Origin of the sequence: Geothrix campi, assembly GCF_024609265.1 — a bacterium.
GTDB lineage: Bacteria > Acidobacteriota > Holophagae > Holophagales > Holophagaceae > Geothrix > Geothrix campi.
This window is the reverse complement of the sequence record NZ_JANHMP010000001.1, coordinates 392,134-410,862: the sequence shown is the minus strand read 5'-3', so window position 1 is coordinate 410,862 and position 18,729 is coordinate 392,134. Positions and strand designations below refer to the sequence as shown.

Genomic DNA, 18,729 nt, shown 5'->3' with positions numbered 1-18,729 from the left:
CCCGGGCCCCACGAAGAAGCCCGGCAAAGCCGGGCTTCTTCTTATTCCCGTCCAAAGGTTCTGGACTGCTGTTCAGTCCATGCGCAGGCTCAGGTCCACCGCGGGGGCACTGTGGGTGAGGGCCCCCACGCTGAGGAAGTCCACGCCGGTCTCTGCCACGGCCCGAGCCCGCTCTAGGGTGATGTTGCCGCTGGCCTCCAGGAAGAGGCGCCGGCCGCTGCGATCCCGCAGGGCCACGGCCTCGCGCATCTGGTCGATGGACATGTTGTCCAGCAGCACGCCGTCCACCTCCGGCAGGTCCAGGCAGGCCTTGAGCTGGCCCAGGCTCTCCACTTCCACCTCGATCTTCACGAGGTTCGGCGCGACGCGGCGCGCGGCCTCCACCGCGGCCCGGACGCCTCCCGCCGCGGCGAGGTGGTTCTCCTTCAGCAGCACGCCATCACCCAGGGTCAGCCGGTGATTCACCCCTCCGCCGCAGCGGACCGCGTACTTCTCCAGCAGCTTCAGGCCAGGGGTGGTCTTGCGGGTATCGAGGATGCGCGCACCGGTGCCCTCGATGGCGTCTACGAATCGCCGGGTGAGGGTGGCCGTGCCCGAGAGCCGCTGGAGCAGGTTCAGCATGACCCGCTCCGCCAAGAGGATGCCGTGGCTGGAGCCCCGCAGGCGCAGCACCTCGGTGCCCGCCGCGACCTTCTGGCCATCGTGCCGGGCCGGCTCTGCCGAAAGCGTGGCGCAGGTCAGCCTCAGGGTTTCCACCGCCATGGGGATTCCCGCCAGGACGAGGTCGCCCTTGGCCACCACCCGGGCCGTCATGGGCCGATCCGGAACGGCGGCAGTGCTCCAATCCTGGGTGCCCCAGTCCTCCCGCAGGAAGGCGCGCAGCTGATCACGGTAGGTCTCGGGGTGCGGGGGATGGAACATCGGTCACTCCTCCCACAGCGTACAATGGCCGGAAACCAGGAGACCCCATGTCCTTCGTCCTCGTCGAGAAAACCGACCGCATCGCCTGGGTCACCCTCAACCGGCCCGAGAAGCTCAATGCCCTCAACAACGAGGTGCTGAAGGAGCTGGAGCTGGTCTTCGCGGACCTGGAGCAGGACGCCGAGGTGGGTGCCGTGGTGGTCACGGGCGCCGGCGAGAAGGCCTTCGTGGCCGGCGCCGACATCGCCGAGCTGAGGTCCCTGGACACCGCCTCCGCCCGGGTCCAGGCCCTGCGCGGCCAGGCCGTGTTCCAGCGCATCGAGTCCATGCCCAAGCCCGTCATCGCTGCCGTGAACGGCTTCGCCCTGGGCGGCGGCTGCGAGCTGGCCCTGGCCTGCCATATCCGCATCGCCAGCGAGAACGCCCGTTTCGGCCTGCCCGAGGTGAGCCTCGGCATCATCCCCGGCTATGGCGGCACCCAGCGCCTGCCCCGCCTCGTGGGCAAGGGCGTGGCCCTGGACATGATCCTCAGCGCCGAGATGACCCCCGCCGCCGACGCCCTCCGGATGGGCCTCGTGAGCCGCGTGGTGCCTCAGGCCGATCTCAAGACCACCGCTGAGAAGCTGGCGAAGACCATCCTGTCCCGGGGCCCGCTGGCCCTCCGCAGCGCCCTGGCCGCCGTGAACGAAGGCCTCGAGATGCCTCAGGAACAGGGCCTCCAGTACGAGGCCGCCCTCTTCGGCCTGCTCGCCGCCACCCAGGACATGCAGGAAGGCATGGGGGCCTTCCTGGAGAAGCGCCAGGCGCAGTTCAAAGGCTTGTAGTCTTTGGCCGCCACAGAAAAGCGGGGCCGAGGGGCCCCGCTTTTCTGTGCGGAGGATGGCTACCGCTTGGCGGCTGCCCCCACCTGGACCGCTGCCGTCTGCTCGTTGCCGTTCTGGTCGGTAACCTTGGCGAGGATCCGATCACCGCGCAGGGCATCACGGGGCACGAGCACGTCGAAGCGCTCGTCTTTCTGATCAAAGACGCGGTCCTCAGGCACGATCTGGAGCCAGTGCTCGCCATCAACGCTGATGGCAGCCTCTTTCAGCGTGGAGGTCTCGTCCCGCGCCACGAACCGGACGCGAACCCCCTGGCCCTCGGCCACGGCGCTGAGCTCGGAGATGGTCGGGGGCGTGTGATCGATGATGAAGGGCGCCGTCCGCCACGTGCTGGTGAGGGTGGCGTTGAAGGCAGCCGTGGGGGCGTCGGAAGCCGTCACTTCCAGGCGGTAACGGCCGTCCGGCACGGGGAGAGTGTCGAAGCTGAAGAACTTCTCCTTCCACGCCTTCTCCAGCAGGATGGGCGCGCCGCGGTCGGGCACCAACCGGATGGCGAACTCCAGGGTGTCCGCGTTGGGATCGTTCACCCGGAAGACGAAGCTCTGGCCGGCCCGGCGGAAGCTGCGCTTCTCAGCCCCCATGTAGCCCAGAGCTGGGATGAGTTTCTGGGTCTCCAGGGGCACCCGCTCGATGCCGATGTCATCGGGTGGGGCTGTGCGGGTGATGACCAGCCCCGGCGGCATGATGTCCACACCCTCCCAGACCGGCGCCAGGTTGCGATGGGCCCAGTGCACGGTGACGGTTTCCACCAAGGGCGTGGCACCGCCCCTGGTGCTGCTGAGCCGCAGGCGGAACTGGGCGAAGCGGGACGACGGGAGCGCCGGCCGCTCGCCGCTGCGCAGCGGGGGGGTCCAGGGGCTCCACGTCGCATCCGGTGTCTCAGTGCTGCCGGTGCGGAATTGGAACTCCACATTGGTGCCTGTCGGGGTTTCCGCCTCGAGATAGGCCCGGCCCCAATCCGCGAGAGGCGCGCCCTTGAGGATCCTGGATTCCACCGTGCCTTCGGTGGCCTGGGCTTCAGACAGCAGGTGCAGCTCAGCGGGGTTGGAGCCCACCACCAGCACATCGCCACCGGAGGGCAGGAAGGCCGTGGCCTGGGCCGTGCCCAGCTCCTGCACCACCGCGAAGGGGTCCGTGTCATGGGCCTTGCCCAGAGGCAGCGAAAAGAGGCGGGACCGGTTGCCGGTACCCACCAGCAGCTGGCCCTTCCAGGCCGTCAGGGCATAGACCTGGCTCTGGGCGCTCTGCCAGAGGGTCTCGGGCACCCGGTCCCGATCCAGGCGGATGACCGCAGAACGGGCGGCGACTGCGGTGTCCGCTTGGAGGTAGCCCTCCCGCCGTTCCAGCTGCCCCGTGCTGAACTTCGGAGTGAGCCCGTTATCGGCGCCGATGTAGAGCTGCCCATCCACCTGAGCCAAGGCCCGCACCTCCTCGAAGGGCGTGTCCATCAGGGTTTCCAGGCGGTCGCCCTGGCGGCTGTAGCGAAGCACCAGACCCCGGCCATGGCTGCCCAGGTACCACCCGCCCTGCCCGTCCGGCGCCAGGGCCGTGAAGGCCGTCTCGTCCGCCAGCTCCGCCAGGCGGCGGCTGGAACCGCTCCTGGCCTGGACCAGCACGGCGCCCTTCTCGGAACCGCCGGCCGCGATAACCGCGTCCCCTTCCACGGCCAGGGCCCAGACGATGCGGGCCTCGATGTCCGCGAACGGCTTCACCTCCCCGGTGGGCGTCACGCGGAAGAGCTTGCTCTCACCCGTAGGCGCCACGATCAGATCCTGCCCCAGCCGCGCCAGGGCGAAGACGATGCCGCCCTTCACCTGGCCCAGAGGCTTCACTTGGCCGCCGGTGTAGTGGAAGAGCTTGCCATCCGTGCCCGCGGACAGGTAGGCGCCTCCGGAGCCGTCCGGCACCGCCGCCCAGATGACGCCTTCGGGAAGCTGGCCGACGCGGCGCAGGTTCGGTGCCAGGCTCAGGCGGCCATCAGCGCCGATGCGGACCCCGTGGGTCTCGGACCCCAGCCAGTCATTGAATCCGGAGAACGTGGCGACGGGTTGATCCGCCAGGGCCGTCATCCCCACGACAGCGGAAAGAAGGAAACTCATCCAGCGCATAGAACCCTTTCGTCGCTCATGTTCATCACTCGATTTCCACATCCAGCTGGCTGAGCCCCCGTACCTCTCGATCCAGCGGGAGAATCGCCCGCCCCACGATGCGCCGCTGCAACCGGTTGTCGCTGCTGGCCCCATCGCCGCTGACCAGGCTGGCCACCGTCGGCGGGATGCCCTCGATGCGGCTGCCGCGCAGGCCCGCGCCAGGCTGAATCTGCACCAGGAGGGCATAGGCGTGGTTGTTCCGGAGGGCGCCGTTCAGGAGGCGCACCACATCGCCCAGATTGGCCACCTCGATCATGCGTTCGTCGGGATCGGCGGCCATGAGGCTGAAGCCGTCGCCCACCATGAGGGTGGCTTTGCCCTTGGCGGCAGAGGAGGGCACCTGGATGTTGAAGGTGGCCGTCTCCCGCACGCCCTGGATGTTCTGGAGGGTGACCAGCACCGGGAGAATCTCCCCCCGCTTGGCCCGGGCCTTGAGGAGGCGAACGCCCGCAATGGCCGAAAGATCCAACCGCTCTTCCGCTTTGATGGTGAGGGAAATCCCCTCGAATACCGGCTTCTCAAAGGGATTGAGAGTGATGGCCTGGAGCATGGCACCCACGTACTGGGACATGCGCGAGGGGTTCAGGTCCGCGATGACATTCTCGATCTGGATGGGCGATTGCCCGGCGAGTTTGATGTTGCCCTGCATGGACAGACTCTGGAGGCCGAGCCCCCGGGTATGGGCATCCAGCGTCTGGGCCACGGCCGTGGCCACCAGGGCCGGGGTGGCGACGGGATGATCCATCAACTCGAAGCGGAAATTCAGAGTGCGCTTGCCACCCAGGTTCAGGCCGATCCGCAAAGGCACCATGCGCGCCTCGGCGCCCAGCAGCCCCGCCACGCCTGAACTGCGGTCCAGCCGCAAGGCGCCGATGGGCGCCACGGGCATGGCCATCTTGAAGGAACCCTGGTAGCTGGCGACCGTACTGGCCACCGTGGCGGACCAGAGCGGGAGATCCACGGAGCCGAGGTTGAACAACTGGTGCCCGAAGAGCAGGACCCGCTTGCCCGAAACGTACGTGATGGTGCCTGCGGCGGCCAGATCCAGGTCCCCCTGCATCAGGGTGATGGCCGCCATGCCGCCGGGTTCGAGGGGGCTCGCCTCCTCCCGCCCTCCGGACAGGATCGGCGCGGCGGCAAAGGTGATGGGCAAGCCAGCCCACAAGCGCTGGGCCTCGGGCCCCAGGGAACTGCCGACGATGGCCATGGGCAGGGCCTGCGGATCCGCCTCGCCCATCAGGGTCCTGAAGTCCAGCATCTGCCCGGACAAGGCGGCCTTGAGAACCTTGGGCGGCTCCAGCTTGGGGAGGATCAGGGGCGTGCGGCTGGGCGGGGTCTCCGGAATATCGCGGAGCTGGTCCAGCATTTCGGCGATGGGCGTGATGCCGCCGACGGCTTCCTTCTCGAAGGCGATGCCCGTGCTCAAGGCCCCGATGAGCTTCCCGTCGATGTAACAGGGGCTGCCGCTCATGCCGGCCAGGATGCCGGTGTCCGCCAGGGGGCCGCCGGAGGCCCGAACCATGATCCTGCTCCGACCAGGGGCGAAGTTCCTTTGCAACCCCAGTACTTCGAAATCGAAGCGCTCGATCTTCCCGCCCTGGAACACGGTCCGGCCATAGCCCTTCATGCCGGCCCGGATCTCCGAGACGGCCAGGGTGGTGGGCCCCTGGCCAGCCAGGGGAGCCAGGGAAAGGAAGGCGAAGGCGAGGGCGACCAGTCTCATCGATATCTCAAGGAATAATTGAAGCCTAGCAGGACGGTCCCGGAAACCGGGACGGCCGCCGGCCGGGCGCCCCTGTGAATTTCAGATGCCCCAGGTGACATTTTCGTTCCTTGACCATCAGATCCCTTTTATTGCGAGGCGGCCCCGTGGATACTCTTTGAGATACGGAGGAACTTCTCATGAGATCAAGGCACTTCGGCGGCTCATCCCTCATGGCCCTGCTGGTGGCAGCGGCCCCCCTCGCGGCCCAGGGGGTGTCCACCCAGCTGGGTGGTCGGGTCCTGGACAACACGGGCGCTGGCATTACCGGGGCCGCGGTGGTCATCCGGAACACCGAGACCGGCCTCACCCGCACCCTGCAGACCAATGGCGAGGGGCGCTATCTGGCCACCCTGCTGCCCGTCGGCCCGTACACGGTCACCGTCACCAAGGCCGGTTTCCAGACCGCCAGCAACGTCAAGGTGAACCTGAACCTCGGCGATGCCGCCCCCCTGACCATCAAGCTGGCGCCCGAAACCGGCGCCGTGGTGGAAGTGGTGGCCGCCTCCGCCGCCGTGGATACGGAGCGCGCCAGCGCCGCCGCCATCATCTCCCCCGATAACCTCACCAATCTGCCGGTCTTCAATCGCAACTTCACCAACCTGGCCACTCTGGCTCCCCAGGTCGTCGTCGACAGCAGCCGCGGCAACCTGGCCATCGCCGGTCAGCGCGGCGTCAACACCTCCATCAACATCGATGGCGGCGACAACAACGAGCCCTTCTTCGGTGGCGCCACGGGCGCTGCCGAAGGCAAGACCCCCTTCACCATCTCCATCGAAGCCATCCGCGAGTACCAGGTCATCACAGACGGCGCCAGCGCCGAGTTCGGCCGCATGGGCGGCGGTTACGTGAACGCCATCACCAAGAACGGTACCAACGACCTCGGCGGCAGCCTCTTCTATTACATGCGTCCCCGAAGCTGGGTGGAGGCTGGTCCGACCCTGCGCCAGCCCAATGGCGGCACCACCACCAATCCCGTGGGCGACTTCCAGCAGGAGCAGTTCGGCTTCAGCGTGGGGGGCCCGATCATCAAGGACAAGCTGTTCTACTTCGTGGCCTACGATGCCCAACGACGGAAGGAGCCCATCCACCAGGTCTGGGGAGGCAACGCTGGCCTTGGTGCTTCCGGCCCGCTCAACCCAGCCCTGTACCCGAACGATGCCGTACTCCTGGCCAAGGCCGGCGATTACTCCGCCAAGGCCGATTCGGACGTCTACTTCGTCCGCTTCGATTTCAACCCCACGGTCGACCACAACATCCAGTTCCGGATCAATCACTCCAAGTTCAAGGGAGTCACCGGTGCCAGCACCACGGCGGCCTCAGAGAATCTGGCCTCGGATGACGTGACCACGGACGCCTATGTCCTGCAGTGGAACTGGGTGATCACCGGCAACTGGATGAACGAGTTCCGGATCAGCCACACCAAGGACGACATGCCCCGCTCGACCTACTCCAACTCCCCTGAGGTCAGCATCAGCAATGTGGGCTTCTACGGCGCCTATCCTTTCGATCGCACCTACAATACCAAGCGCACCCAGATCCAAGAGAACATCAGCTACGTGACCCCGACCTTCCAGGTGAAGGCTGGTGTGGACTACAACGACATCAGCGTCTCCGAGTTCTTCGCGGGCAACTGGCAGGGTGTCTATCAGTTCTCCAACACCCCTGCGGATGTGCCGAACGGCATTCCAGCCAGAAGCGCGCTTGACAATTACCGCCTGGGCTACTGGTCGTTCTACCGTCAGAATTTCGGCCTCAACAGCCCCGTGCAGCAGGCCGGTCTCTTCGACACCAGCTACAAGCAGATGGCTGCCTTCATCCAGACTGAATGGCGCATCACCGACACCTTCAAACTCGGAGCCGGGGTCCGCTGGGACCGCCAGGAGAACCCGGATTATCCGATCCTGAACATGGGCGACCCACTCGCCAATCCCATGCCCATTACGGCCAAGATCCCCTCGGACAGCCAGTTCTCGCCCCGTGTGTCCTTCACCTGGACCCCCACTTTTGACCAGGGCAAGACGGTCATCCGTGGGAGCATCGGTCGCTATGTCAGCACCACACCGGCCGTGTTCTTCTACCAGGCCTATGCGGCCAATGGAGTCCGCACTGGATCCAAGGACTTCCAGCCCAGTGATGCCGACACCTATCTCATCCCCCGCGGTAACCCGACCACTTTCACGGGTGGAGCACCGTTCAATGCCGCGAACCCGTACTGGCTGGCGGCCATGCCCAGCAACGTCACGCTCTCCGGGTTCAACATCTGGACCTTCAACAACAACTTCAAGAACCCCTATACCGACCGTTTGAACATCGGCGCTGAGCGCCCCTTCTTCAATGACCTGATCCTGGGCCTGTCCGCCACCTATGCCAAGGGCAAGCAGTTGGAGCGCACCGCAGATCTGAACCTCGGAACGCCCGCAGCAAACGCCTATGGCCGCCTGATCTATCCAACCGCTCGGCCCAATACAGCCTACGGCACCATGGGCATGTATTTTTCCGATGCAACCAGCCTGTACCATGCCTACACGGCGAGCATGAAGTACCACAAGGAAGGTAGCGCCTTCGACGCCCAGCTCTACTACACCTACGCCATCAACAAGGACAGTGATTCCAACGAGCGCAACTATTCGGGCGTCAGCATCCAGGACGGCAACAATCTGGGCGCCCAGTGGGGCTATGCCGATACGGATCGCCGTCAGGTGCTCACCGGCTACTTCAGCTTCCTGGACAAGGAGGTCACCGGGATCCTGACCTCGGTTTCAATCCGCTACCAGACGGGAACGCCCTACACACTGACCTATACCTCGGACATGAACCGCGACAAAAACACCACCAATGATCGTTTCTTCCAGGACGGGGTGGACACAGGTCGGAACTCCCAGCGAGCCGGATCCACTCTGACCTTGGACCTGGGACTCCGCCGCGACTTCGCGATTACCAAGCGGATCAAGGCAACCCTGTCCATGGATGTGTTCAACCTGCTCAATCGCCAGGACACCTATCAGTCGTACCGTCCTGCCACGGGTTCCAGCGATGCGACCCCGCTGTTGCAGGCCCAGCAGAACTGGAATGGTTCTGCCCGCCAGATCCAGCTCGGCGCCCGCTTCGCGTTCTAGTCCCACCTGCATCACGAAAGGGCGGCGCACCAGCGCCGCCCTTTTTCATTTACCCTGGTTCCATGAAGATCCTGGCGCTGGGCGATGTGGTGGGGGAACCGGGGCGACGGCTGGTGGAGGCCTTCGTGCCTGAGCTGCGCCGGGAGACCGGGGCTGATCTCGTGATCGTGAATGGCGAGAACGCCGCCCACGGCCACGGCATCACCGACACCATCGCCCGGGAGTGGTTCGACCGCTTCGGTGTGGACGTCATCACCACGGGCAACCACGCCTTCGACGTGAAGGGGATCGAAAGCTACTTCCGCCTGGAACCCCGCCTGCTGCGGCCCGCCAACCACCCGCCCGATACGCCAGGGAACGGATGGGTGAAGCTGCACACGCCCTCCGGCGCCGAGGTGCTCGTCATCAACCTCATGGGCCGGGTGCACATGCCCGCCTGCGACTGCCCTTTCCGCGGCGTGGACACCCTCCTCCAGAAGGAGCGGGCCGACCTCGTGATCGTGGACATGCACGCCGAGGCCACCAGCGAGGCCCAGGCCATGGGCTTCCACCTGGAGGGCCGCGCGGCGGCCGTCCTGGGCACCCACACCCACGTGCCCACCCTGGACGCCAAGGTGCTGCCCGGCGGCACGGCCTACGTCACCGACATCGGCATGACCGGCCCCTACGACGGCGTCATCGGCATGAAGAAGGAAGCCAGCATTGGCCGCTTCCTCAGGGTTCAACGCCCCAAGTACGAAGTGGCCGAGGGCGACCTCCAGCTCCATGCCGTGCTGGTCACCACCGAAGGTCGCAAAGCGACCGGGATCGAGCGGATCCTCCGGCGGCTCTGAGCCGTTCCGTCACGCCTCCAGCTTCGGGAAGAGCCAGCCCGCCACAGCGGCGCCGATGAGGGGCGCCACCCAGAAGAGCCAGAGCTGTCCGAGGGCCCAGCCGCCCACGAACAGGGCCGGCCCGGTGCTGCGGGCGGGGTTCACGGACGTGTTCGTGACCGGGATGCTGATGAGGTGGATGAGGGTGAGGCAGAGGCCGATGGCGATGGGCGCGAACCCGGGTGCCGCCTTCTTGGCGGTGCTGCCCAGGATCACCATGAGGAAGAAGAAGGTCATCACCACTTCGCTCAGGAAGGCCGCGCCCAGCCCGTACCTGCCCGGGGAGTGCTCGCCATAGCCGTTGGCCGCGAAGCCGCCGATGGGAGAGCCGTTGCCTGTGGCGATGACGTAGAGGATCAGGGAAGCCGCCACGGCGCCCAGCACCTGGGCCAGCCAGTAGCCGGCGACGTCCTTGTAGGGGAAGCGCCCGCCCACGGCCAGGCCCAGGGTCACGGCCGGATTCAGGTGGCAGCCGGAGGTGGGGCCGATGGCGTAGGCCATGGTCAGCACCGTGAGGCCGAAGGCCAGTGCGACCCCATGGAAGCCGATGCCCACACCCGGGAAGGTCGCCGCCAGCACCGCGCTGCCGCATCCGCCCAGGACCAGCCAGAGGGTCCCGAAGAATTCCGCAACAAGCCGCTTGTTCACAATGCCTCCCTTGGGAAGAAACGAGCCGTGATTGGAAGATCGGGGCCAGTCTAGCCGTCTCAGGGATGGATTCAAGCGGAACGGCTCAGGAAAGCCGGGCCCACCCTTCGAGAAACAGTCCGAAGACCGGATCCACGGCCATCTTCTGCTGGATGAGGGCGCGGATCTGGGCCTCCTCGGCCTCCATCTGTTCGGGCGTGAGGTGGCCGGACAGCGTCATGGCCCGCAGCCACACCAGGAAGGTGGTGAGGGCGTCGAACTGGTTGTAGCGGACGATGCCGGCGATGTCCCCCGCCCGCCAGAGGTCGATGACGCTCTTGCCGTCCGTGCCCAGCTTCCCTGGGATGCCGCAGGCCGTGGCCAGCTCATGCAGGGTGGACGAGGCCTTGCCCCAGGCGCCGGTGATCTCGCGGAGATCAATGTGCTGGTTGCCGTAGCGATCGAAGAAGTCGCCGGGAGCCCACTTCTCCGCGCTGCGCCCCAGACCGGGGATGGACAGGCGATGGACCATGGCGCGCTGCACGAGGATGGGCATATCCGCATCCCGGGAGTTGAAGCCCACGAGCTGGGGTTTCCTGTCTCCGAGGGCCACCAGGAAGCGGCGGAGCAGCTCATCCTCGGGAAGGGCCTCCGGCGTTTCAGGCAGGGCGAACAGCTTGTGGTGCACCTCGCCGTGCTTCACCGTGCGGATCACCGCCGCGATGGACACCACGCGGCAGAGAATGGTCTTGAGGTAGGGTCGGGGCTCCGCCTCCGTGGCCCCGCCGTAGACCCACATGCGGTCCACCACCTCATCGTCGGGCATGTCCTTGGGGAGGTCGAGCACCCGGCGGCCCGTGGCGGGGTCCGGCACCCATTCGGCATCGAAGGCGAAGATCTGAGGGTGCGGCGGACGCAGCATGGCTATTTCTCCAGGGCCCACTTGCCGCCGCCGCCCACGGCGCAGGCCAAGCCCACGAGCAGACGGAAGAGGGCGGGCAGGTTGGCCAGCGGGCCGGCGCCGTGGATCCATCCATGCACGAGGGGCCAGCCCAGGACGGCCACCAGGAGGCCGCCGGCCAGGGGCACCCAGATGCCCAGGAGGATCAGGGCGCCGCAGACCAGCTCGCCCAGGGCCAGACCCCAGGTGGAGGCATGGGCCATGGTGATGGCCCCATGGGCGCGGCGGAGGACTTCGAAGCCCTGCACCACGGCCATGCCGCCCACGGCCAGGCGAAGCAGGAGGAGGGCCCAGTCGGTACGGGTCTTGGAGGCAGCCATGGAATCCTCAGGAACGCTTCATTGTAGGCTGGGAAGCTGACAACAGGACCGCCATGCGCCCGACTCTTGCCTTCGATGCCGACGACACGCTCTGGCACAACGAAACCCACTACGCTGAGACCCAGGAGGCCTTCCGGGCCCTGCTCCGCCCCTTCCACGACGATGCCTGGATCGACGCCCGCCTTCACGACACGGAGATGCGCAACCTCGGAAGTTACGGTTACGGCATCAAGGGCTTCACCCTCTCCATGATCGAGACCGCCCTGGAGCTCACCGAGAACCGCCTCGACGGCGCGGGCCTGCGGCAGGTGCTGGATCTGGGCAAGGCCATGCTGGACAAGCCCGTAGAAGCCTTGCCTGGCACCGACGAGGTTCTGGCGGAGCTGGCAAGGACCTACGACCTCATGGTGATCACCAAGGGGGATCTCTTCGACCAGGAGACCAAGCTGGCGAAATCGGGCCTGGGCAATCATTTCTCGAAGGTGGAGATCGTCTCGGAGAAGGATGAGGCCACCTATGCCGCAATTCTCCAGCGTCATGGCCTCCGACCTGCGGACTTCACAATGGTGGGCAATTCCGTGAAATCCGACATCCTGCCGGTGTTGGCCCTCGGCGCCCAGGCGGTCCACATCCCCTATCACCTGACGTGGGCCCATGAGGTGGTCGCCAGCCCGGTGGAATCCCCCTACCCCGTGCTCGATTCCATCCGGGACCTGCCAGCTCTGCTCGCAAGCTGGTGACCCCTTCCTCCGTTATGCTTGAGGGTTGGAGGATTCCCCATCCCGTATCCGGCCCGGGGATGCCCGGGACCTCCTCCCTCAACACCCCCGTTTCCCACCACCCCGCATCGCCCTGATCACCATTCCCAAGGAGAAGTCGTTATGAGCATCCAGAACATCGGTGTCATCGGCGCGGGCCAGATGGGCAACGGCATCGCCCACGTCTTCGCGCAGGCCGGCTTCAGCGTGCTGATGCAGGACATCACCGAGGCCTACGCCGCCAAGGGCGTGGCCACCATCGACAAGAACCTCCAGCGGGGCGTGGACAAGGGGAAGATGAGCGCCGACGAGAAGGCCGCGGTCCTCGGCCGGATCCGCACTACCACGAAGCTCGAGGACCTGGCTGCCTGCGACATCGTCATCGAGGCCGCCACCGAGAAGTGGGAGGTCAAGAAACAGATCTTCGAGACCCTGGACAAGGTCTGCAAGCCCGGCGCCATCCTGGCCAGCAACACCAGCAGCATCTCCATCACCAAGCTGGCGGCCGTCACCAAGCGCCCCGAGGCCTTCATCGGCATGCACTTCATGAACCCGGTGCCGGTCATGCAGCTCATCGAAGTCATCCGTGGCCTGGCCACCGGCGACACCACCTTCGAGGCCGTGATGGAGCTGTCGAAGAAGCTGGGCAAGACCCCCATCCACTGCAATGACTTCCCCGGCTTCGTCAGCAACCGCGTGCTGCTGCCCATGATCAACGAGGCCATCTACGCGCTGTACGAAGGCGTGGCCTCCGTGGAGAGCATCGACGGCATCATGAAGCTGGGCATGAACCACCCCATGGGCCCGCTCACCCTGGCGGACTTCATCGGCCTGGACACCTGCCTCTTCATCCTCAACGTGCTCCATGAGGGCCTCGGCGATCCCAAGTACCGCCCCTGCCCCCTGCTCATCAAGTACGTGGATGCCGGCTGGCTCGGCAAGAAGAGCGGGCGCGGCTTCTACGACTACAGCAAGGGCTGATCCCAGTCCTGGCGCGAGCCAGACCGGCCATTTCCAGCTAGAATGACCGATTGAATCCATGCGAGGTGCCCTCATGGCCACGGCCAAAGTACGCGAGATCCTGTCCTGGTACAGCTCGGAAAACCCCGGCGTGAAGGCCAACCTGGCCCGCCTCATGAACACCGGCCGCCTGGCAGGCACCGGCAAGTTCGTGATCCTGCCCGTGGACCAGGGCTTCGAGCATGGTCCCGCCCGCAGCTTTGCGCCCAATCCCGGCGGCTACGATCCCCGCTACCACGTGGAGCTGGCCATCGAGGCCGGCTGCAATGCCTATGCGGCGCCCCTGGGCTTCATCGAGCACGTGGCCTCGGACTACGCTGGGGACATCCCCCTCATCCTGAAGCTCAACAACAGCGACAGCCTGAGCAAAGGCAACGAGCCCTGCAGCGCCATTACCGGCAGCGTGGATGACGCGCTGCGCCTGGGTTGCGCCGCCATCGGCTACACCATCTACCCCGGCAGTGGCGACCGCAACATCCAGTACGAGGACCTGCGCGAACTGATCCTCGAGGCCAAGGCCGTGGGCCTGCCCACCGTGCTGTGGGCCTACCCGCGCGGCGCCGGTCTCAGCAAGGAAGGCGAGACCGCAGTGGACGTGGTGGCCTATGCCGCCCACACCGCGGCCCAGCTGGGTGCCCACATTATCAAGGTGAAGCCGCCCAAGAATGTCATCGAGCAGGCCGAAGCGAAGAAGGTCTACGAGAAATACAATATCCCCACCGCCACCCTGAAGGACCGAATCGCCCACGTGGTGCAGAGCGCCTTCAACGGCCGGCGCATCGTCATCTTCAGCGGTGGCGAAGCCAAGGGCACCGAGGAAGTCTTGAAGGAAGTGGCCGAGATCGCGGCGGGCGGCGCCTTTGGTTCGATCATGGGCCGCAACGCCTTCCAGCGGCCGAAGGCCGAGGCCCTCGAGCTGTTGCATGCGGTGATGGGCATCTTCGCAAAGGCCTGACCGGCAATAACTGGAACCGCGAACAAGGCCGAAAAAGAAACCGCCCCTGATCTGGGGGCGGTTTTCATATCCGTTGATACTTTCGCGTGCCCGCAGGGCTTCGCGCCTTTCGTGGTTCCTATCAATTATTTGGGCGGGTGTTCCAGGAACGTCAGGTCCGGAGATTTTTCCGCCGTGGTCCGCCGCTGCCAGTCGTTCTCGAAGAGGATGGCGGGGTTGCCCTCGGTGTCTTCCACCAGCTCCCCCCAGTAACGGCTGGGCTCGGGCCAACCGCCCTTGAGCCACCGGGCCATCTGGAACCCGCGGGGCTCCAGCAGGACGGGGCAGGCGTACTCGTCCTTGAGGCGGTGCTGGAGCACCTCGAACTGGAGGCGGCCGATGGCGCCGAGGATGGGCAGGGGTGCGCCACCCTTGGGCCAGAAGACCTGCACCACGCCTTCTTCCGCGATCTGGCCCAGACCCTTGAGGAAGCCCTTGCGGGCGCCGGGATCCGCCAGGCGCACCGAGGCGAACTGCTCGGGCGAAAACCGCGGCACGGCGTGAAATTCGATCACCCCCGAGGCGCTAAGCACATCGCCGATGCGGAAGAGGCCGGGGTTGATGAGGCCCAGGATGTCGCCGGGGTAGGCCTCGTCCACGATCTGCCGCTCCCGCCCGAAGAACATGTGGGGGTAGTTCAGCTTGATGGACTTCTTCTCGCGCACGTGGAGGGCATCCATGCCCCGGTCGAACTTCCCGGACACGATGCGGGCGAAAGCCACGCGGTCGCGGTGGGCCTTGTTCATGTTGGCCTGCACCTTGAACACGAAGGCCGTGAAGGGCTGTTCCGGCAGCACTTCGCCTCCATTCATGAGGGGGCGGGGACCGGGCGCGGGGGCCAGGTCCAGGAACTCCTCCAGGAACTCGGCCACGCCGAAGTTGTTCACGGCAGAGCCGAAGAACATGGGGGACTGCTCGCCACGCAGGAAGGCCTCCCGATCGAAGGCCGGCAGCACGTGGTTCATGAGGTCCACATCATCCTTGAGCTGCTGCAGCTCGGCCGGCGTCAGCAGGGCCGCGATCTCCGGATCATCCAGCCCGCCCTTCCCGGCCACGCGCGCCTTCTGGCCTGCCTTGGCCCGCTCGAAGACCTGGATCTGGCCCGTGGCCCGGACGTAGACGCCCTTAAAGTCCGTGCCGGACCCGATGGGCCAGGTCATGGGCACGGCGTGGAGGCCGAAGAGCTCCTCCACCTCGTCGATGAGCTCCACGGGATCGCGGCCCGGGCGGTCCAGCTTGTTCACGAAGGTGAAGATGGGGAGCTTGCGCTCGCTGGCCACGCGAAAGAGCTTCTTGGTCTGCTCTTCCACGCCCTTGGCGCAGTCCAGCAGCATCACCACGGAATCTGCCGCCGTGAGGGCGCGGTAGGTGTCCTCACTGAAATCCTGGTGGCCCGGCGTGTCCAGCAGGTTGATGGCCCGGCCGTGGTATTCGAACTGCATGGCCGCCGAGGTGACGCTGATGCCGCGTTCCTGCTCGATGCTCATCCAGTCCGAGTGGGCCGCCGCCCCGCCCTCCCGGGCCTTCACGCTGCCCGCCCGGTCGATGGCGCCGCCATAGAGCAGCAGCTTCTCCGTCAGCGTGGTCTTGCCGGCATCGGGGTGGCTGATGATGGCGAAGGTGCGTCGCCGCTGGATTTCTTCAATAAGACCCATGATTTCCCAGACATGACAAAGCGCGGCGGGCTGCCGCGCTTCTCCATTGTCCCGGGTCTGGGCCGGAGACTCAACCCCGGGCCGCCATCCGCCGCTGGATCTCCGCCTCGTCCACATCTTCGATGTGGGTGGCGATCCACCAGTTGTTGCCCCAGGGATCCTGCACCCCGGCGTTGCGGTCTCCGTAGAACTGGTCGGCGGGCTCCAGAAGCGAGGCCCCACCTGCCGCCAAGGCGGCCGCGTACATGGCGTCGGTATCGGACACATAGAGGTAGAAGCCCGCAGGCATGGGCTTCCAGGGCTCCCGGGCCTGGGCCACCATCACCATGGAGTCGCCGATGCGCACCTCGGCGTTGGCGATGGATCCATCGGGACGGACCGTGCGGCTGCACTCCTCCGCCTGGAACGCGGCACGGAGGAAGCCGAGGAGGCCCTCCCCATCCGCCACGACCAGGTAGGGCGTGACCCTGTGGTAGCCCGGAGGAACAGGAGAAACCACCACGATCCACCTCCCTTTTCTTCTTGGCTCCAGAGGGCGCAGACGCGCCCTCTGGAGGCTGGAATGGCTACTTGGTAATGCCGACCTGTTTGAGCATCCAGGCCGTCTCGAAGGCCTTGTCCTTCAGGGCATCGTAGCGGCCGGAGGCGCCGCCGTGGCCGGCGGGGTCCATCTTGATCTTCAGCAGCAGGGGATTCTCGTCGGTCTTGAGGGTGCGGAGCTTGGCCACGTACTTCGCGGGTTCCCAGTACATCACCTGGCTATCGTTGAAGCTGGTGGTGACGAGAATGGCCGGGTAGGCCTTCTTCGCCAGGTTGTCGTAGGGGCTGTAGGCCCGCATGTAGTCGAAGGCGGCCTTCTCGTTGGGATTGCCCCACTCGAGGTACTCGCCCACGGTCAGGGGCAGGCTGGCATCCATCATCGTGTTCATCACGTCCACGAAGGGCACGGCGCTATGCACGGCCTTGAAGAGATCGGGCCGCAGGTTGGTGACCGCGCCCATGAGCAGGCCCCCGGCGCTGCCGCCCTCGATGACCAGGCGATCCTTGCTCGTCCACTTCTCCTTGACCAGGAAGTCGGCGGAGTCGATGAAATCCGTGAAGGTGTTCATCTTCTTCATGAGCATGCCGTCGTCGTGCCAGGCCTCGCCCATCTCGTTGCCGCCCCGGATGTGGGCGATGACGTAGACCATGCCGCGGTCCAGCAGGCTCAGGCGCGGGATGGAGAAGCTCGCGGACATGCCGAAGCCATACGATCCGTAGGCGTAGAGGAAGAGGGGCGCACTGCCGTCCCGTTTCACACCCTTCCGATACACCACGGAGAGAGGCACTTTCGCACCATCCCGGGCCGTGGCCCAGAGGCGTTCCGTGGCGTACTGGGACCGGTCATAGCCGCCCAGAACCTCAGTCTCCTTGAGCAGAGTCTGCTTCCCGGTGGCCATGTCGCAATCGTAGATGCTCTGCGGCGTAATCATGGACTGGTAGACGAAGCGGAAGGCCTTGGAGGTGTACTCGGGCGTTCCCCCCGGGGAAGCCGCGTAGACGGACTCGGGGAAGGCGACCTTCCGCCAGGACCCTGTCTTGAAGTCGCGGATCCGGAACCGGTCCAACCCTTCGCGCTTCTCGGCGACCACCAGGAAGTCCCGGAACGGTTCGACCTCTTCGAGCAGCACGTCGGCCCGGTGGGGGATGAGAACCTTCCAGTGCTTCGGGTCCGGCGTGGCCGCCGGAGCGGTGACGAGACGGAAATTCTTCGCACCCTTGTTGGTGCGGATGTAGAAGGTTCCGCCCCGGTGCTCCACATCGTACTTGTGGCCTTTCTCCCTGGGGAGCAGGACCTTGAAGGCGCCCGTGGGCTTCGAGGCGGCCAGATAGCGGGTTTCCCAGGTGTCCGTGGACTGGCTCTCCATCAGGAGATACTTGTGATCCTTGGTGCGCCCCACCAGAACCCGGTAGAGCTCGTCCTTCTCCTCGAACACGAGTTCCGGCGCGTGGCCCGTGAGGTCCAGACGCCAGAGCTGGTTCGAGCGCTTCGTGCCGGCATCCTCGGTGGTGAAGAACACGTGCCGGCCATCGCCTGCCCAGGTGTAGGAAGTCACCCGTTCGGCCAGGGGGCCGCTCACCCGGCCCGTGGCCAGGTCCTTGGTGAAGAGCTGATACTGGCGGAAACCGGTCGTATCCGTGCTGTAGAGCAGGGTGCGATCGTCATCGCTGACGACGAGGGGCCCCAGTCCCAGGAATTTCAGGCCCTTGGCCAGCTCGTTCTGATCGAGCAGGACCTCCTCGGCGGCCTTCTCATCATAGGCGCCGCCCTTGGCGGCTTGCCGCCGGCACTGGACGGGGTACTGCTTCCCCTCCTCCGTGCGGGAGTAGTAGTAGAAGGCACCCCGACGGACCGGGACGCTGAGATCCGTCTGCTTGATGCGGCCCAGCATCTCCTTGTAGAGCGCCTCGGAAAAGGGCTGGAGATCCTTCGTCATGGCCTCGGTGTAGGCGTTCTCGGCGTTCAGGTAGGCCACCACATCCGGGTTGCTCTTCTCCCGCAACCAGAACCACGGGTCATCGACCTTCTCGCCGTGCCAGAGGCTCACATGTTCCTTCTGGGGTGCGGCGGGGGGCTTCAAGGCAGGATCGGCAGCCATGAGACTCCAGCAAGCAAGCAGATTGACAGGAATATGAAATAATCGGTGCA

15 protein-coding genes are annotated in these 18,729 nt (G+C 65.8%); 6 read left to right on the top strand and 9 right to left on the bottom strand.

Annotated features, from left to right (window positions below; all coding sequences use genetic code 11):
• Positions 1–72: 72 nt before the first annotated feature.
• On the bottom strand, positions 73–921 hold the full coding sequence (gene nadC / locus NOV65_RS02020) for a carboxylating nicotinate-nucleotide diphosphorylase (protein WP_257303804.1): 849 nt from the start codon (positions 919–921) through the stop codon (positions 73–75).
• Positions 922–968: 47 nt separating this feature from the next.
• On the opposite strand from nadC, the gene NOV65_RS02015 reads away from it, so the two are divergent.
• On the top strand, positions 969–1,745 hold the full coding sequence (locus NOV65_RS02015) for an enoyl-CoA hydratase-related protein (protein ID WP_257303803.1): 777 nt from the start codon (positions 969–971) through the stop codon (positions 1,743–1,745).
• Between the two features lie 59 nt (positions 1,746–1,804).
• Here NOV65_RS02015 and NOV65_RS02010 read toward each other — a convergent pair whose 3' ends face one another.
• Complete coding sequence (locus NOV65_RS02010) at positions 1,805–3,901, bottom strand: ligand-binding sensor domain-containing protein (RefSeq protein ID WP_257303801.1); 2,097 nt, start codon at positions 3,899–3,901, stop codon at positions 1,805–1,807.
• 34 nt (positions 3,902–3,935) lie between these two features.
• A complete protein-coding gene (locus tag NOV65_RS02005; RefSeq protein ID WP_257303799.1) occupies positions 3,936–5,675 on the bottom strand; it encodes a SpoIVB peptidase S55 domain-containing protein in 1,740 nt (579 codons plus the stop codon).
• A 179-nt stretch (positions 5,676–5,854) separates the two neighbouring features.
• Between NOV65_RS02005 and NOV65_RS02000 the strand changes: the two genes are divergently transcribed.
• Together NOV65_RS02000 and NOV65_RS01995 are read left to right on the top strand one after the other, a co-directional pair.
• Positions 5,855–8,833, top strand: a complete 2,979-nt coding sequence (locus tag NOV65_RS02000; RefSeq protein ID WP_257303797.1) for a TonB-dependent receptor — start codon at positions 5,855–5,857, stop codon at positions 8,831–8,833.
• 62 nt (positions 8,834–8,895) lie between these two features.
• Complete coding sequence (locus NOV65_RS01995) at positions 8,896–9,666, top strand: TIGR00282 family metallophosphoesterase (RefSeq protein WP_257303795.1); 771 nt, start codon at positions 8,896–8,898, stop codon at positions 9,664–9,666.
• Positions 9,667–9,675: 9 nt separating this feature from the next.
• Here the strand turns inward: NOV65_RS01995 and aqpZ are convergent, their stop codons facing one another.
• The 3 genes from aqpZ to NOV65_RS01980 form a co-directional block, all read right to left on the bottom strand.
• Positions 9,676–10,353 (bottom strand): aquaporin Z, encoded by a 678-nt coding sequence (gene aqpZ, locus NOV65_RS01990; protein WP_257303789.1) that lies wholly within the window; start codon positions 10,351–10,353, stop codon positions 9,676–9,678.
• Positions 10,354–10,438: 85 nt separating this feature from the next.
• Complete coding sequence (locus tag NOV65_RS01985; RefSeq protein ID WP_257303787.1) at positions 10,439–11,254, bottom strand: 3'-5' exonuclease; 816 nt, start codon at positions 11,252–11,254, stop codon at positions 10,439–10,441.
• A gap of 2 nt (positions 11,255–11,256) precedes the next feature.
• On the bottom strand, positions 11,257–11,613 hold the full coding sequence (locus NOV65_RS01980) for a hypothetical protein (protein WP_257303785.1): 357 nt from the start codon (positions 11,611–11,613) through the stop codon (positions 11,257–11,259).
• 53 nt (positions 11,614–11,666) lie between these two features.
• On the opposite strand from NOV65_RS01980, the gene NOV65_RS01975 reads away from it, so the two are divergent.
• The 3 genes from NOV65_RS01975 to NOV65_RS01965 all read left to right on the top strand — a co-directional run bounded on the left by NOV65_RS01975 (position 11,667) and on the right by NOV65_RS01965 (position 14,346).
• A complete protein-coding gene (locus NOV65_RS01975; protein ID WP_257303784.1) occupies positions 11,667–12,353 on the top strand; it encodes an HAD family hydrolase in 687 nt (228 codons plus the stop codon).
• Positions 12,354–12,494: 141 nt separating this feature from the next.
• Positions 12,495–13,352 (top strand): 3-hydroxybutyryl-CoA dehydrogenase, encoded by an 858-nt coding sequence (locus tag NOV65_RS01970; protein WP_257303781.1) that lies wholly within the window; start codon positions 12,495–12,497, stop codon positions 13,350–13,352.
• A 73-nt stretch (positions 13,353–13,425) separates the two neighbouring features.
• Entirely contained in the window at positions 13,426–14,346 is a 921-nt protein-coding gene (locus tag NOV65_RS01965; RefSeq protein ID WP_257303780.1) for a class I fructose-bisphosphate aldolase, read from the top strand.
• A gap of 125 nt (positions 14,347–14,471) precedes the next feature.
• On the opposite strand, the gene NOV65_RS01960 is transcribed toward NOV65_RS01965, so the two are convergent.
• The 3 genes from NOV65_RS01960 to NOV65_RS01950 form a co-directional block, all read right to left on the bottom strand.
• Positions 14,472–16,040: a peptide chain release factor 3 gene (locus NOV65_RS01960; RefSeq protein WP_257303778.1), complete on the bottom strand. Its 1,569-nt coding sequence runs from the start codon at positions 16,038–16,040 to the stop codon at positions 14,472–14,474.
• 70 nt (positions 16,041–16,110) lie between these two features.
• Positions 16,111–16,542 carry a VOC family protein gene (locus NOV65_RS01955; protein ID WP_257303776.1) on the bottom strand — a complete coding sequence of 144 codons (432 nt, stop codon included), beginning with the start codon at positions 16,540–16,542 and terminating at the stop codon, positions 16,111–16,113.
• A gap of 64 nt (positions 16,543–16,606) precedes the next feature.
• Positions 16,607–18,679: a S9 family peptidase gene (locus tag NOV65_RS01950; protein ID WP_257303774.1), complete on the bottom strand. Its 2,073-nt coding sequence runs from the start codon at positions 18,677–18,679 to the stop codon at positions 16,607–16,609.
• Between the last annotated feature and the right edge of the window lie 50 nt (positions 18,680–18,729).

Coding starts and splice junctions, on each gene's coding strand:
- NOV65_RS01980 (WP_257303785.1), bottom strand. CDS start 11,613: ATGGCTGCCTCCAAGACCCGTACCGACTGGGCCCTCCTCCTGCTTCGC.
- NOV65_RS01965 (WP_257303780.1), top strand. CDS start 13,426: ATGGCCACGGCCAAAGTACGCGAGATCCTGTCCTGGTACAGCTCGGAA.
- NOV65_RS02010 (WP_257303801.1), bottom strand. CDS start 3,901: ATGAGTTTCCTTCTTTCCGCTGTCGTGGGGATGACGGCCCTGGCGGAT.
- NOV65_RS02005 (WP_257303799.1), bottom strand. CDS start 5,675: ATGAGACTGGTCGCCCTCGCCTTCGCCTTCCTTTCCCTGGCTCCCCTG.
- NOV65_RS01960 (WP_257303778.1), bottom strand. CDS start 16,040: ATGGGTCTTATTGAAGAAATCCAGCGGCGACGCACCTTCGCCATCATC.
- nadC (WP_257303804.1), bottom strand. CDS start 921: ATGTTCCATCCCCCGCACCCCGAGACCTACCGTGATCAGCTGCGCGCC.
- NOV65_RS01975 (WP_257303784.1), top strand. CDS start 11,667: ATGCGCCCGACTCTTGCCTTCGATGCCGACGACACGCTCTGGCACAAC.
- NOV65_RS01995 (WP_257303795.1), top strand. CDS start 8,896: ATGAAGATCCTGGCGCTGGGCGATGTGGTGGGGGAACCGGGGCGACGG.
- NOV65_RS01985 (WP_257303787.1), bottom strand. CDS start 11,254: ATGCTGCGTCCGCCGCACCCTCAGATCTTCGCCTTCGATGCCGAATGG.
- NOV65_RS02000 (WP_257303797.1), top strand. CDS start 5,855: ATGAGATCAAGGCACTTCGGCGGCTCATCCCTCATGGCCCTGCTGGTG.
- NOV65_RS01950 (WP_257303774.1), bottom strand. CDS start 18,679: ATGGCTGCCGATCCTGCCTTGAAGCCCCCCGCCGCACCCCAGAAGGAA.
- NOV65_RS01970 (WP_257303781.1), top strand. CDS start 12,495: ATGAGCATCCAGAACATCGGTGTCATCGGCGCGGGCCAGATGGGCAAC.
- NOV65_RS02015 (WP_257303803.1), top strand. CDS start 969: ATGTCCTTCGTCCTCGTCGAGAAAACCGACCGCATCGCCTGGGTCACC.